Source organism: Calyptranema fuscum S582, assembly GCF_055793305.1.
The window spans coordinates 70,646-85,110 of record NZ_JBSLYH010000003.1 but is presented as its reverse complement, the minus strand read 5'-3'; the positions used below and the strand labels follow the sequence as shown (position 1 = coordinate 85,110).

Genomic DNA, 14,465 nt, shown 5'->3' with positions numbered 1-14,465 from the left:
TCTATGAATCCACCTGCAATTTCTGCTCCTTAGCGTTTGCCCAACAGGCGATCGCGCAGATGTTTAATGCGATCGCGCAACTTGGCAGCTTCTTCAAACTCTAACTTTTTGGCAGCCTCTTTCATTTGGGCTTCGAGTTGCACGATCAGGTCAGGGATATTCTCTAACGGCAGATCGTGAGAATGTTCATAGACTTGTTCTAGCTCTTGCGCACTCAGCCGCCGTGACACTTCTAAAAAGGACAAAATCGAGTTGCTTTGCTTTTTGATAATCGACTTGGGTGTGATGCCATGCTCCTCGTTGTAGGCAGCCTGGATGGCGCGGCGACGTTCGGTTTCTTCGATGGCTCGTGCCATGCTATCGGTGAGGTTATCGGCATAGAGAATGGCTTGCCCCCGGATATGACGCGCTGCCCGCCCAATCGTCTGGATTAGCGATCGCTCTGCCCGCAGAAAACCTTCCTTATCGGCATCTAAAATGGCTACTAAGGAAACTTCGGGTAAATCCAAGCCTTCCCGCAGCAGGTTTACCCCAATTAACACATCAAATTCGCCCTGACGTAAATCTTGCAGGATTTCAATTCGCTCAATCGAGTTAATTTCAGAGTGCAAATAGCGCACCCGAATCGCTCGTTCTTGCAAATATTCGGTCAGGTCTTCCGCCATGCGCTTGGTCAACGTTGTGACCAGGGTGCGCTCATTTAGCTTTACCCGTGCTTGAATTTCACCCAGCAAATCATCAATTTGTCCTTCTGTTGGGCGGACAAACAACTCTGGATCGAGTACCCCAGTAGGTCGAATAATTTGCTCGACGATGCGGTCTTCTGAGATCTCCATTTCCCAGTCGCCCGGCGTGGCAGAGACAAACACGCACTGATCAACCTTTTGCCAAAATTCCTCAGCCTTCAGCGGTCGGTTATCGGCGGCACTAGGGAGACGAAACCCATGTTCGATCAGGGTTAGCTTGCGCGAGCGATCGCCATTATACATCCCTCGAATTTGAGGGATCGTGACGTGAGACTCATCGATCACCAATAACCAATCTTTCGGAAAGTAGTCGATCAGACATTCTGGTGGTGATCCGGGAGACCGTCCTGCGAGATGCCGTGCGTAGTTTTCAACTCCGTTGCAATATCCCACTTCGCGCAACATTTCTAGATCGTAACGAGTGCGTTGTTCGAGACGTTGGGCTTCCAGAAGTTTGTTCTCTTTTTCTAACGCTTCTAGTTGAACCTTGAGTTCGTGTTGAATCTCTTCGCACGCTTCTTCCAAGCGATCTTCTGGGGTGACGAAGTGCTTTGCCGGGTAAATGTTTAACGCTTCCATACTTTGCAGCGTTTCCCCGGTAATCGGATCGATGTACCGAATCGCGTCAATTTCATCACCAAAAAACTCGATGCGAATCAACCGATCTTCGTATGCTGGTCCAATCTCCAGAACATCGCCTTTGACCCGAAATCGTCCTCGTCCGACGTCTAAATCATTGCGTTCGTATTGAATCGATGCCAGATCACGCAAAATCTGTCGCTGATTGACTTCCATGCCCACTCGAAAGGGCACCGATGATTTCAAATATTCCGATGGAATTCCTAAGCCGTAAATACAACTAATCGACGCCACCACAATCACATCCCGTCGCTCAAATAGCGATCGCGTGGCAGAGTGCCGCAACATATCGATCTCTTCATTGATCGAAGCCGTTTTGGCAATGTAAGTATCGGTAACGGGAATGTATGCCTCTGGCTGATAGTAGTCGTAATAACTAATGAAATATTCGACCGCATTATCAGGGAAAAAATCGCGTAACTCGTTGCACAACTGCGCTGCCAACGTTTTGTTATGTGCCAGGACGAGGGTGGGTTTGCCAATGGTTTCAATCACCCGTGCCATCGTGTGAGTTTTTCCGGTTCCCGTTGCCCCCTTAAGGGTCTGGTAACGGTGCTGAGCATTAATGTAGTTGGTCAGTTGGGCGATCGCCTTGGGCTGATCACCCGTCGGTTCAAACGGTGCCTTGATCTGAAACTCCATAGCTGCGGTTGGGGGTTGAAGGAGTGAGCAATATCAGTTATGCCGAAGGGCATAAACGCGATCGAGATCCACTCTTTCTATGATGCCGGATTTACTCAAGTTGTGGCGTACCCTGGCTAGAGAGATGTAATCTACTGCGACGAACGAACAGGCAATCGAACGCAGTGCCTTCTGAGAAGATTTATGCAAATAACAACCGACCTTTAGGTTCTGGGATGGATCGCCCTAATTCCTGTGCCGTTGCAATCCATTCTTGAATCACGACTTCGACATTTTGCACAGCTTCCTGGTAGGTTTCGCCATCAGCGGTACAACCGGGCAATTCAGGTACTTCGACAATAAAGGCTTGATCAACCTCACTCCAATAAATAATTAGTTCATATTTAATCTTCATCATATTCGTTCATCAAAACCGAGAGTACAGAGCAATTGGCATAATGGCTCAAAGGGAATATTGGCATCAGCAGTTCCCAGCAAAATTTTGATCAGGAGTTTGTCTCGTTGACTCATTCATCGTTACCCTCTTCTAATTCTGACAGCAATACCTTGCACTTGGCTTTGAGGGGAATATCGAGTTTTGCAGCTAGGGTTCATGTCTGTTGGTAAGAATGCCGCACTGTCTCGACCTCGCCAGTAACTTGACGCAGTTCTGCCAAATTTTTGAGCGTTTCAGTTGCTCCGTTGCGATCGCCATTTCAGCCCATATCAGCGATCGCTCTTTTCACAGTATTGATCCAAACTATCTCGAAACCACTGGCGAAAATTGCGCTTGGCGGCAGTTTCACCCTGCTGGGCACATTCGTCGAGAAATTGGTAAAACCGTTGTTTGGGAACGAGTGGGAACGTTGGGCTGGTTTCCACAGTTTGATACTGCCCATGCCGCAATTGATAGATGGTCAATGTTTTACCGTTGTAGCGCCAAAACTCCGGGACACCCAGTTGGGCATACAATGCATTTTTGTTGATATCGGTATAGGTAATATCGACCTCTACCACCAGATCGGGTGGTGGGTCAGTATCTAAGTCAACTGTTCTCCCCCGCACCAGAAATTCATTAGCAATGTAATAGCCTTTGTCTGGTTCAGCACCGACTTGCAGAGACGAACGACTTAATGTTGTTGACCCCATGCTTTTGATCGTCAAGTTCATCTCTTCCACCAAAATTTTGATGAAATCACCGATCAAGTCACTTGAATTTTCGTGCGCTTCCAGGGGCGTCATGATTTCAAGATTATGGTTGTAATAGGTCAAATGGGTAGAACGATGATCACCCAGAATCGCCAGAATCGCTTGATAGCCCTGCCAATCGACGTGCAGAGATACCCGCTTTTCGGGTAGCCATTGTTGCAACTGCGCCTTGTCGATCGGAAAGGTATGAACCATAGCGTGTCATCCTGACTCGTTACCATTCGCTAATTTTCGTCAGATGGATTTGCGATCGCATAATCTACGTTGTTTTAGCAATAGATGCCTGATGCACCGAAAATCTATGCTTTTAGATTAACCAATTAAACTCTTTTTTGAAACTGTCGATTTATTTGGGAATCTCATTTACCCTCGAATGGCTGAAGTCTTAAAAATAACCTTTCTCAGGTAAAATTTTGGGGATCAGGATGGAGAAGAACTTCATACATCAGAACGAAGGGTTTTCTAACTGGTGTACTGGGCTTTAGGAGTTGTTTGATTTTGCTTAACTCGCTCTAGTAATCCAAGAATTGTCAGAAGTTCTTGAGCCGCAGTTTCGCTTTCAGCATTTGCCCTCACACTAAACCGTGAATGCCCTGCTTCCAAGGGCTAAACCTCCCTCCTTTTCAAGTTTTGTCAGTCAAGCAGCTATAATGCTGAACATCCAGTTACTTATGTTCGCGTAACTGACATGCGTGGGCGGATGAAAGTTGACTTCGAGAGTGCTTTGAAAGTGCCAGAGAAATATTATTGGCATAAGCGGGCACGGCTTAAAAAAATGATGTTCTTTTAGCTGTTAAAGGGGCATCATCGCATCAGTTAAGTCTGTAGCGTTCATTGATGAATTTCCAGAGAAAACTATTGTTAATGGAACTGTATTTCGTTTTCAAGTTAAAGAGCTGCATAATCCTCTATACGTTGCAGCAATGCTAGAGAGTGAAATATTAAAGATGCAAATTCGTAATCTTCAAATTTCAAATCATGATGAAATAGCTCAAATAGTTCAAGAAACTTTCTTGAGTATAGAAGACCTATATGTTAGAGCCGAAGGCGTCGTTACAGCCGCAAAAGCGCGAGTAGAACGGATGATTTTGGGTGAGGAGGTTGGCGATGGTTGAGTTAACCAGTTTGGTGGGTGATAGAATCAAAGCTTCTCCGACTCAGATTGCTGAGTTCTGTCAACGCTGGCATATCACCGAATTTGCCCTCTTTGGTTCCGTCCTACGCGATGACTTTCGTCCCGATAGCGATATTGACGTGCTCCTAACCTTTTCGCCAGAGCAGTGGTTAACCTGGGATGACTGGCAAGCCATGCAAACAGAAATCGAAACCTTATTTAAGCAAAAAGTTGATCTGGTGAGTAAGCAATATTTAAAAAATCCCTACAGACGACACGAAATTTTGAATACTCGTCAGGTTATTTATGCAGTCGAACAATCGTGATGTTGCTTCTGTTTGGGATATGACACAAGCCATTCAATATATTCAAACATTTACGCATGGTTTGACCTTTGACGCGTATCTCAACGATATTCGCACGATTAGTGCTGTTGAACGACAATTTGAAGTTCTGGGCGAAGCGGCTCGTAGAATCTCCGATGAATTTCGGCAAGCCCATCCAACCATCAACTGGCAGCGCATTGTAGGGTTACGCAACATTGTTGCCCATCGCTACGATGAAGTCAGACAAGATATTTTGTGGACAATTATTCACTCAGAACTAGCCCCTCTCCTGGCTCAGCTAGAGTCAATACTTCCTCCCTTGCCTGATGAACCATAAACTTAGAGGAGAACTTGAACCATGAGTTTAGTCATTCCCGATGAATTTCTGCAAACGGCACATATTACCGAAACCGATCTCAAGCTAGAAATTGCCATGCCAACTCTACGACGAAATCGTGATTCCAACAAAGGTTTTCAACGAAATCACTAATGTCGGCAACACTGATGCCAGTGCTAGGGTTGTGCCCACTTTAAGCTGGATTAAAACGCAACCTGCGACCGATCAAGCATTGGTCAATATCATTAAGAGCCGAACTTGATCCCGGTGAGGCTGAGGCGATCGCACTTCAACGGTGCTAAGACTGACCTCTCAAATCCCCTAAAACTCTAGAGATCATTATTTTCAATTGAGGAATGTCCTCCCGAACTGCTTTCCAGATGATTTCTACATCTGTATTGAAATAATCATGAATCAGTTTATCTCGCATTCCAGCGATATCTCTCCAGGGAATATCAGGGTATTGGCTTCTCACTGAATCTGGGATACGTTTCACGGCTTCACCCATAATTTCGATCGCTCTTGAAACTGCAAACACTTTTTCTAAATTCTGTGAGAACGCTTCAAACTCAATGTCTGCCGTAAACTGCTCGATCGCTGCAATAGCATCTAAAATATCCTGCAAATAGTCCTGAATCTGTCGCGTGGTCACAGGTAAACGACCTCTGCCAAAATCTGTTCTCCAATGCGTGGCTTCAGACCAGACTTATGTACCAAATCAACTTTGACACCTAAACTGTCGCTGAGATAGTTTTCTAAATTGACAAATTTCAATAAGCTTGGTGTCTCTGAAAACTCTACCAGTACATCTACATCGCTAGCTTCTGTTTGCTCGTGCCTGACATAGGAGCCAAAAACACCTAATTCCTGAACCTTATACCGTTCCTGTAACAATGATTTGTTTTGCACAAGCCACTGCTTGATTTCCTCCAGTGTTTTCATGAAGCTAGCTCCCTCAAGGCAAACACAATACGTAAATCTAGCTTACTCTGCTATGCTCTGGTTTCATCCGGGAATATTTTTGCAAGTGAAACCATTGGGTTTACCTACAAAAATATTCCTAAGAATCAGCAACGCGCCTTACAAGATGGGCGATCGCACGATATTTAATGCTACGGCTTCTGCAACCTTGATGCCATCAATGCCTGCTGAGAGGATGCCACCGGCATACCCTGCACCTTCACCCGCAGGATAAAGCCCTTTGGTATTGATGCTTTGATACTCGTCGTTACGCTTGATGCGAATGGGGGATGAGGTGCGCGTTTCTACACCTGTCAAGACGGCATCGGGCATGGCAAAGCCGTGGATCTGTTTGTCGAAGGCAGGAAGGGCTTCACGAATCGCGGCGATCGCATAGTCTGGCAAGCTTGTACTCAGGTCGGTCAAACGCACGCCTGGCGTATAGGAGGGTAGCACTGTACCAAAGGCATCAGAGGGACAATTGGCTAGGAAGTCACCGACCAGTTGTCCCGGCGCATCATAGGTGCTGCCGCCGAGTTCAAATGCTTGGGCTTCTAAGCGACGCTGCAAGGCGATTCCTGCCAGGGGATGACCGGGATAGTCGTCAGGCGTGATGCCGACCACGATAGCACTGTTGGCATTGCGCTCGTTGCGAGAATATTGGCTCATGCCATTGGTAACAACCCGCCCCAATTCTGAGGCAGCGGCAACTACCAGCCCACCGGGACACATGCAAAAGCTATAGACCGAACGCCCATTTTGACAATGATGCACCAGTTTATAATCAGCAGCACCCAGGAGTTTGTGACCTGCTTGATCGCCAAATCGACAGCGATCGATCAACGTTTGCGGATGCTCGATGCGAAAGCCGATGGAAAATGGCTTGGGTTCGATATAAACGCCGCGATCGAATAACATTTGAAACGTATCACGGGCACTATGACCGACTGCCAGCACGACATGGTGACTGGCAATGGTTTCACCGCTGGCTAAGGTGACGCCCTGCACCTGACCTTGTTCAATCTGGATGTCGGTGACGCGACTTTGAAAGCGAATTTCGCCGCCGAGGGCTTCAATCCGGGCACGCAGATTTTGGACGATGCCGACTAATTTGAACGTACCGATGTGGGGTTTGTTGATGTAGAGAATTTCTGGATTGGCTCCGGAGTTGACCAACTCGTTCAGCACTTTCCGCCCGTAATGGTTGGAGTCTTTTACTTGACTGTAGAGTTTGCCATCGGAAAAGGTGCCTGCACCTCCTTCGCCAAACTGGGCGTTGGATTCGGGGTTAAGCGTGTCTTTCTTTTTCCAAAAAGCAAAGGTATCGACAGTGCGATCGCGTACAGTTTTACCCCGTTCTAAGATCAATGGGCGAAACCCCATTTGTGCCAGCAGTAAGCCAGCAAACATACCGCAGGGGCCGGTGCCGATGATAATGGGACGATGGTCGAGATGGTCAGGAGCCTGTGCCACCATGTGATAGCTCATATCGGGTGTGAGCATGACATGGGGATCTTTTTTGAAGCGGTGCAGCAGCGCTTTGTCCTGGGTGGTCTCCACATCGACGATATAGACGAGCGCGATCGCCCCTTTTTTACGGGCATCATGACTACGCTTGAAGATGGTGTAGCGAATCAAGGCGTCTGGCGCAATTTGGAGCTTTTTCAGGATAGCCGCCTCGATCGCGTCTGGCGGATGGTCAAGCGACAGCTTGATTTCGGTTAATCGCAACATATGGGAAAACTACTATCGATGGAGACGGTGGTGCTGGGTTTGGGTATGAATTTGGGCATAGCTTGATCCAGCTATGAGATTTGGTGTGATACCAATCTTTTATGAAGTTGCGCCAGACTAGAACCCCCTGTAGTCCCCCTTGGCAAGGGGGACGGCGACAGCCGGGGGTTGAATAAGACGCAGCTTCACATTAAATCGGTATGAGTGCCGCGCGGCACTCACACCAAATTTCATAGCCCAAATTAACAGCGCCTGACTTCGCATAGGAAACCGTCAGTTGTACATTCAGATTTATATTATGGTGTTTTGTTGAACGTTTGGCGTTACAAGTGGTTCTCGGGGTCAGGCAAGTGTCGCGATCGCTCGATCCACTGGTGATCAAATACCCAGGCATAAATGCGATTTCGCACCCGCAACATTCCGTCTTGCTGAATTACCAACCCCGATAACAATAGCTCTTCGGCATCGGGATGGTTGGCTGGGCTGGGGGTAGATTGATTGAGGATCTGGTCGTAGAGCGTTAATAATTTCTCGGCATCGCGCTCGGTTTTAAGAATGCGATCGCGAATCGTCTTGAGATGTTCGGGTTCGTCCTGAGCTTCCCAATTGTCTAGAATATGGGTGCGTACAAGGTGTTCGATCCAGACGGCTTCGGGCTGACCAGGAATCGTGACCGAAGTATTCCGAATCAAGCGGCACAATTTTTGGGTTAAGAATGGTTGACCATTCGTCCAGGCTAAGACTTCTCGTAAAACGGTTTGCGGGCTGCCCACTTTTTCGGTTAAGCCATAAAGTAACGGTTGGGCTTCATGCTCTCTAAAGCCTTCCAGGTGAATCGCTTGACCAATATTAAAGGGTGTTCGCTGAAGATCTGTGATCAAATCAGAGGGAGCCGCTACGCCAAAAAAGGCAAAGGTGAGTCGTTGGTAGGCTGGGTTCAGACTGCGTTGGTTATAACAGGAACGAATCAAGGCAAAGAAGTCATTCACCGGGAAATTTAAACCTAACAAACTATCAATTTCATCTAGAAAAATCACGAGTTTTTTAGAAAGGGGGCGTGATTCATCGCCTACTTCGACTAATAGAATTTCTTCAATAAATTGGCTGAGTCGTTGTACAGGTGAAAGGTCGAGGCGATCGCTCCACCAGGCTTTTAAATTCACCTTGCCCAACAAATCAAAGGCTTGCCACAGTTCGACCGCCAAACCCTTATACCACTGGTCAGGGGTGACCAATTCACTACCCACCCGCGACATATCCACAGCGGCGCAACTATAGCCTTCTTGCTGAAGCTGTTGCAACATTCGCACCATCAAGCTAGATTTACCCATTTGTCGGGCATTCAGCACGTAGCAAAACTGTCCCTGACGCAACCCCCTGTACAGATGACGATCTGCCGCTCGCACCACATAGGTAGGGGCATCCATTGGCAAACTGCCACCCACTTGATAGTCAAAGGTTGACGGTTCGTCTGCACTTCTCAGTAATTCATTTTCAAAGCGTAGTTCGGCTTGGGTAGCTTTCAGAATTTCTAAGGTTTGCCGTAATTCCTGGGTGCGCTGTTCGACCTTTTGTTCCAACGTGCGGTTGATTTCTGCTAGCTCTGATTGTGCCTGTTGCAAATCGATATTATTTTTCGATAGCGTTTGCATAAACTGAAGCCGTTCTGCTTCAGCCTGTTTGCGTTGGGTAATGTCTTGAAAGGCTGCCATGGCATAGGCAACATTGCCCTGCTCATCAAAAATTGGTGTGCCCCATGCTTCTAAAGGAACGATGCGATCGGGCTGATGGACTTCTACATCATCGGCTGTGATGCTATTGCCGCGCAAGGCTTGAACAATTGGCAGGTTCTCGGAATCGTACATCTGCTGGGTACCAGCCAGGTACAGTTGGTAGGTTTCGGCAATTTGTTCTGATGTCGCATCTGGGGCAACGCCTTTCCCTAAAATTTCTTGCGCTTTCTGATTGACGTAATAGGGTTTGCCCCAGCGATCGAGCACTCCCACCCCGACCGGAACCGCTTCGAGAAACTGCGCCAGGGTTTGTTCGCTTTGTCGAACTGCTTCTTCGGCACGTTTGCGATCGCTGACTTCTTGAGTCAATTGGGTATTGAGTACCGTCATTTCGGTGTACAGCTTGGCATTTTCGATTGAAATAGCCGCTTGAGACGAGAGTAACTTCAAGACTTCCAGGCGATCGGTGGTAAAGACTCCGGTTGTCAGATTGTTCTCCAGATAAATCATGCCGCTTGACTTACCCTGATGCAATAGGGGAATGCAGAGGATGGATTTGGGTTGATATGCCGTCATGTACGGATCTTGAATGAAGGCTCCGATTTGAGTTGCATCTTCCAGCAATACTTCCTGTTGTGTCCGGATGACGTATTGCAAGATGGTTTTAGGACAGGCTTCATAGTCATCTACTGCCACTGGCATCGCTGGATTGGGGGTTGCTTGATCCACCAGACATTCATCTTGAATCACCAGCTTATCGCCTTCCCATAAGATAATCAGCGATCGCCCTGCACCACTGGCCTCAATCGTAATTTGCATCAATTTTTGGATCAGTTGGGGCAGCAAGATTTCTTCAGAAATTGCTTGCAAGGCTTTGATCAGGGTAGCGGCATCCAACTGACCTGCTCCAGCCCTGAAGGTAATCCGAGAAAATTTGGTCTTCCCTGTCGAGCGACTACTTGCTTCACTTTTGTTAGTTGCACTGGATTCAAATCGAGCGATCGCACTGACGTCAACAGCGCCCAGTAAATCAGCATATTGGGCATCCAACCGTTCAACCTTGACTGTTGCCCCCCAGCGAACATAGGCATTCCGGGCATCCAGCAAGTATGTGCTGGCAATGCGACGATTGCCACGGGCGATATAGTACCGTGCCGCAAACTCATGTGCTAATGCTTCATCGTTGAGATAGCCTTGCTGCCGCGCCTCTTGAATCGATTGATCGTAGAGGTGCATTGCTGTACGATCGCGTCCTTCAATCCGGGCAATTTCTGCATCCAGCAAATGAAGATGATGCAAATGATTCATAGGTCCTAAATCTGCCCAGGTTTTGATTTTCTTGCGATATCGCTTGAGGCGTTGATAGATCTGCTTTTGTGCCGCCTTTGGCTGAGCATCATAGAGAGCCGCATGGGCTAGACCATCCACCCAATAGTGATAGGGAATATAGATGGTTGTTTTGGCTCCTTCCAGATACTTCTGGTTTTCTGCGGCGGCTTGAATCGCTCCGGCATAATCTCCCAAAATCGTTTTCAGAATCGCTTTTTTGGAATAAAACACAAATAGATTAGAAACATCCTCTTGTTGCTGCAAGCGTGGAATCATGACTGATTCATCAAATGCTTCGCCACACATATCATCCGGTTTGTCTGCTAATCCTGCCAGGTTAAAGACCAGTTGCCGATGAATCTCATGGGTATGGAGCGAGGGTTCATGTCCCAAGCGGCGAAGCAACTGGCTAAAGGTGGTCATGGTTTGTGCCAGATTTTGCAATTCATCTCCTAAATAATAGGAAATACAGCAATAGGCGTGGGCGCTGTAACTGGCAAATTCCAGATCGCCCCCTTCCATTTCACGAATATAGAGTTGCTGCAATTCGGTTTGGCAGACGCGATAATGCTCTCTCCAAAAGCGAATGTGATAGTTAAATACATGGAGTGAGCGATCTTTCAGGCGACGGACATGGATGCGTTGGTTGACCTGTTCTGCCATCCCCCCAAACAAGTAGCCACTATCAATGTCGTCTAACGAACACAAAACCAACCCCCAGACTGCAAAAATATAGGATGCCTCGGGTCCAATGCCGTGTTTCAGGGTGGTACGAATCAGATGATACATCAGCAACGGCATCAACAATGGCTCTGCATAATAGGCAGCCGAGAGAATGCTGATGAGAATGCGTAGGGTTGCCAAGCCTTTGGCATCGGTTGCGGTGGGGAGATTGACCAGATACTCAGCCGTTTTGCCGCGCAGACTGGCTTTCGTTGCCAGTACCCCCCAGAGGGCATGAAACTGATTGATCTGCTTGGGCAGGCGGATATCTAGCAATACCAGAATGTCAATGGCATAGGCGATCGCTTCGGTCATGTGTTTGAAGCCAATCAGCGCATTGATTTTCATCTCATGCACCAGCACTTTGTCGAGCAGATTCCGTGCTTTCGACAAGACGATAGCAATCAATTCATCCATGCGATCGAAATCAGTTGCCAGGTATGCCGCTTCTGCGGCTTCACGATAGAGACTCAGAGTGAAGTCATACTGCATCTCCCAGGCATCGGTTGATAAGGCAGCAATGCCAATTTGCAGGAAGTTTAATGCCGGTTGAAACGCGGCTGATTGTTTGGCACGAATGCCCGCCGTTAACGCATATTGGGCGATCGCCTGTCGTTCTATGGGATCGTCAACCCGATCAAACGCTTGCCGATAATGATTGACAATATCAAAAATCGATTCATCGAATTGTTCTGGACTGCGATCGGGAGCGACCAACATGCGGGCAATTTGCAGGTGAACCTGTTGTGCCGCTTCGGTCGTTTGCAATGAATAAGCGGCTTGCTGTATCCGGTCATGGACAAAGCTAAAGATCTCGGTGGCGATCGCAGAATTTGTAGAGGTTACCGTTGCCCGATCTGCTTCCTCTATGGCTACAATAAAGCCACTGGCGATCGCTTCATGCAAATAGCGCTTGACGTCAGATGTATTTAAATGACTGAGTTTTGATAGGGATTGTAAGTCAAATCGACTGCCCAAAAAAGCAGCCAATGATAATAAAGATTGAGTGCTTGGAGTGAGGCTGGCTAAGCGTTGCACCATGAACGTGGCAACATCATCGGTCAGATTGCGATCGCGGATCTCATCAAGTTGCCAAAACCACTTGCCGGTTGATGGCTCAAGCTGAAGTAGATGAGCTTCATACAGCGATTCAATAAACTGCCGCAGAAAGAAGGGATTGCCCTGGGTTTTTTCCTGGCATAGCATGGCTAATAAGGTGACCGATTCCAGATCAGACCGCAAACAATCACTCAATAAATGGCAGATATCCTGTAATTGCAAAGCATCTAATTCTAGAATGGGGGGTGCCTCGCCCAATTTCGCCATTTCATCTAACATCAACTGTAACGGATGGGTGCGATCGACTTCATTGCTACGATAGGTACCCAATAGCAGGATGTAGGCGGAATCTGGATCCGTTTGCAATCGCTTCAATAGGGCGATCGATGGCAAATCTGCCCATTGCAAGTCATCCAGAAAAATGACTAAGGGGCAATCGGCAGACGCTAAGGTTCGCACCACTCGCCGCACCAGAGAGCTAAAGCGGGCTTCAAATTCATTTGCCGGGAGGGTGGCTAATGCCGGTTGAGTTCCCAAAATCAACGCTAACTCTGGAACTACATCCGTCAACAACTGCCCATAGTCGCCCACTGCATCTCTCAATCGGGTTTGCCATTGTGCCAATACTTCATCTGATTGATTGAGTATCTGACGCAAGCGTTGTCCAATGGCTTCAATCCATGCCGAGTAAGGAATTCCCCGACGGAACTGATCAAACTTTCCGGCAATCAGGGAACCACCACTGCGCCCAACCTGTTGTCGCAGTTCGTTGATCAATGCTGTTTTACCAATGCCCGAATAACCCGCGACTAAAATTGATTCATGTTGCCCCTGGCAGACCCGTGCAAAACTATCGAGCAAGGTTTTGAGTTCTGTTTCTCGACCATAGAGTTTGGCAGGTATCCGCAGGCTTTCGGCAAAGTCTGCTTGACCTAATTCAAACAGTTCCACGGTTCCGGTTGCAGACAATGACTCTAAGCAGCGTTGTAAATCGTGGGTCAAGCCATAGGCACTCTGATACCGTTGCTCTGGAATTTTGGCTAAAAGTTTCAGAACAATATTGGATACAACTTCGGGTATCTCCGGTCGGACTTGATGGGGAGGCAACGGCATTTGAGCCATATGTGCATGAATCATTTCTAGCGGATCATCGGCAACAAAGGCAGTTCGACCCACCACTAATTCATACAGCGTTGCGCCTAATGCATAGAAATCAGAGCGGTAGTCAATAGACCGATTCATTCGTCCCGTTTGCTCTGGGGCAAGGTAGGGGAGGGTTCCTTCCAGCTCAATCACAGCCGTTCCGGCAGCAGGGGTTGTTGTCAACTGGCTGGCGATGCCAAAGTCGATAATTTTTACCTGCCTGGTTTGGGGATTGTATACCAGGTTGCTGGGGTTAATATCTTTATGAATCATTCGCTGACGATGTACCTGCCCCAAGGCGGTCGCCACGTGTATGGTGAGTTCGATGACGTCCAACAGCGACAGGGGAGTTTGCGCCAGAATGCGGTCTAGAGAACGACCCCCAAAGTCTTCTAACACCATAAACACATCATTGCCCCGGCAGTGCAGATCCAAACACGCCACAATGCCCTCCCCTTGCACCTGTTGGGTGAGATCGTATTCGTGGCGAAACCGGGCGATCGCCTCTGGTGTTGAATCTGTCGTCCGCAAGAGTTTTACAATCACAGGGGTTTGATCCTGCTTGTAACAGGCACGATAGACGATGGACTGACTGCCCTCATGGAGCTTTTCCAGTAAGGAAAAATCTGCAATAGTCATGCCCAGCTGACCTCATCTTTCAACACAACTCTAAGGAATGGGAATTCAATAACTCCGATGATTTGTTGTACGGGCGAACGGCCGTTCGCCCATACAAACGATTTACAGCGCTTTGCGCTTGAGTAAGCCATAGTTATTTTTGTGAGAGCCGCG

General features: G+C 47.8%; 13 protein-coding genes and 1 pseudogene. 5 read left to right on the top strand and 9 right to left on the bottom strand.

Annotated features, from left to right (window positions below):
• Positions 1–29 precede the first annotated feature (29 nt).
• The 5 genes and pseudogenes from uvrB to ACR6Z4_RS03250 form a co-directional block, all read right to left on the bottom strand.
• On the bottom strand, positions 30–2,027 hold the full coding sequence (gene uvrB, locus ACR6Z4_RS03270) for an excinuclease ABC subunit UvrB (protein WP_479715786.1): 1,998 nt from the start codon (positions 2,025–2,027) through the stop codon (positions 30–32).
• A 181-nt stretch (positions 2,028–2,208) separates the two neighbouring features.
• On the bottom strand, positions 2,209–2,421 hold the full coding sequence (locus tag ACR6Z4_RS03265) for a type II toxin-antitoxin system HicB family antitoxin (protein WP_479715955.1): 213 nt from the start codon (positions 2,419–2,421) through the stop codon (positions 2,209–2,211).
• Between the two features lie 2 nt (positions 2,422–2,423).
• Positions 2,424–2,537: pseudogene (locus ACR6Z4_RS03260) on the bottom strand (type II toxin-antitoxin system HicA family toxin); the annotation flags it as partial.
• Positions 2,538–2,732: 195 nt separating this feature from the next.
• Positions 2,733–3,410 carry a Uma2 family endonuclease gene (locus ACR6Z4_RS03255; protein ID WP_479715785.1) on the bottom strand — a complete coding sequence of 226 codons (678 nt, stop codon included), beginning with the start codon at positions 3,408–3,410 and terminating at the stop codon, positions 2,733–2,735.
• Between the two features lie 267 nt (positions 3,411–3,677).
• Positions 3,678–3,818: a hypothetical protein gene (locus tag ACR6Z4_RS03250; RefSeq protein ID WP_479715784.1), complete on the bottom strand. Its 141-nt coding sequence runs from the start codon at positions 3,816–3,818 to the stop codon at positions 3,678–3,680.
• 344 nt (positions 3,819–4,162) lie between these two features.
• Between ACR6Z4_RS03250 and ACR6Z4_RS03245 the strand changes: the two genes are divergently transcribed.
• From ACR6Z4_RS03245 to ACR6Z4_RS03225, 5 genes are read left to right on the top strand one after another with little or no spacing between them, the layout of a single operon-like run.
• Positions 4,163–4,330: a hypothetical protein gene (locus tag ACR6Z4_RS03245; RefSeq protein WP_479715783.1), complete on the top strand. Its 168-nt coding sequence runs from the start codon at positions 4,163–4,165 to the stop codon at positions 4,328–4,330.
• Positions 4,323–4,655, top strand: coding sequence for a nucleotidyltransferase family protein (locus tag ACR6Z4_RS03240; RefSeq protein ID WP_479715782.1), 333 nt, complete (start codon positions 4,323–4,325; stop codon positions 4,653–4,655). The genes ACR6Z4_RS03245 and ACR6Z4_RS03240 overlap by 8 nt, the downstream gene beginning before the upstream one ends.
• Positions 4,636–4,992 (top strand): HepT-like ribonuclease domain-containing protein, encoded by a 357-nt coding sequence (locus ACR6Z4_RS03235; RefSeq protein ID WP_479715781.1) that lies wholly within the window; start codon positions 4,636–4,638, stop codon positions 4,990–4,992. Before ACR6Z4_RS03240 ends, ACR6Z4_RS03235 begins: the two co-directional genes overlap by 20 nt.
• Before the next feature lie 21 nt (positions 4,993–5,013).
• The gene (locus ACR6Z4_RS03230) at positions 5,014–5,145 is read left to right on the top strand and encodes a hypothetical protein (protein ID WP_479715780.1); all 132 of its coding nucleotides are present in this window, start codon (positions 5,014–5,016) and stop codon (positions 5,143–5,145) included.
• The gene (locus ACR6Z4_RS03225) at positions 5,111–5,254 is read left to right on the top strand and encodes a hypothetical protein (protein ID WP_479715779.1); all 144 of its coding nucleotides are present in this window, start codon (positions 5,111–5,113) and stop codon (positions 5,252–5,254) included. The genes ACR6Z4_RS03230 and ACR6Z4_RS03225 overlap by 35 nt, the downstream gene beginning before the upstream one ends.
• Positions 5,255–5,290: 36 nt before the next feature.
• Here ACR6Z4_RS03225 and ACR6Z4_RS03220 read toward each other — a convergent pair whose 3' ends face one another.
• From ACR6Z4_RS03220 to ACR6Z4_RS03205, 4 genes are all read right to left on the bottom strand, one after another.
• A complete protein-coding gene (locus ACR6Z4_RS03220) occupies positions 5,291–5,644 on the bottom strand; it encodes a HepT-like ribonuclease domain-containing protein (protein ID WP_479715778.1) in 354 nt (117 codons plus the stop codon).
• Entirely contained in the window at positions 5,641–5,934 is a 294-nt protein-coding gene (locus ACR6Z4_RS03215; protein WP_479715777.1) for a nucleotidyltransferase family protein, read from the bottom strand. Before ACR6Z4_RS03215 ends, ACR6Z4_RS03220 begins: the two co-directional genes overlap by 4 nt.
• 138 nt (positions 5,935–6,072) lie before the next feature.
• Entirely contained in the window at positions 6,073–7,686 is a 1,614-nt protein-coding gene (locus ACR6Z4_RS03210; RefSeq protein ID WP_479715776.1) for an NAD(P)/FAD-dependent oxidoreductase, read from the bottom strand.
• Positions 7,687–8,009: 323 nt separating this feature from the next.
• Entirely contained in the window at positions 8,010–14,312 is a 6,303-nt protein-coding gene (locus ACR6Z4_RS03205) for an AAA family ATPase (RefSeq protein ID WP_479715775.1), read from the bottom strand.
• Positions 14,313–14,465: the final 153 nt, after the last annotated feature.

Bases quoted from the DNA above. Each gene is read 5' to 3' on its own strand.
- ACR6Z4_RS03205 (WP_479715775.1), bottom strand. From the start codon at position 14,312: ATGACTATTGCAGATTTTTCCTTACTGGAAAAGCTCCATGAGGGCAGT.
- ACR6Z4_RS03255 (WP_479715785.1), bottom strand. From the start codon at position 3,410: ATGGTTCATACCTTTCCGATCGACAAGGCGCAGTTGCAACAATGGCTA.
- ACR6Z4_RS03235 (WP_479715781.1), top strand. From the start codon at position 4,636: ATGCAGTCGAACAATCGTGATGTTGCTTCTGTTTGGGATATGACACAA.
- ACR6Z4_RS03210 (WP_479715776.1), bottom strand. From the start codon at position 7,686: ATGTTGCGATTAACCGAAATCAAGCTGTCGCTTGACCATCCGCCAGAC.
- ACR6Z4_RS03240 (WP_479715782.1), top strand. From the start codon at position 4,323: ATGGTTGAGTTAACCAGTTTGGTGGGTGATAGAATCAAAGCTTCTCCG.
- ACR6Z4_RS03215 (WP_479715777.1), bottom strand. From the start codon at position 5,934: ATGAAAACACTGGAGGAAATCAAGCAGTGGCTTGTGCAAAACAAATCA.
- ACR6Z4_RS03245 (WP_479715783.1), top strand. From the start codon at position 4,163: ATGCAAATTCGTAATCTTCAAATTTCAAATCATGATGAAATAGCTCAA.
- uvrB (WP_479715786.1), bottom strand. From the start codon at position 2,027: ATGGAGTTTCAGATCAAGGCACCGTTTGAACCGACGGGTGATCAGCCC.
- ACR6Z4_RS03265 (WP_479715955.1), bottom strand. From the start codon at position 2,421: ATGAAGATTAAATATGAACTAATTATTTATTGGAGTGAGGTTGATCAA.
- ACR6Z4_RS03230 (WP_479715780.1), top strand. From the start codon at position 5,014: ATGAGTTTAGTCATTCCCGATGAATTTCTGCAAACGGCACATATTACC.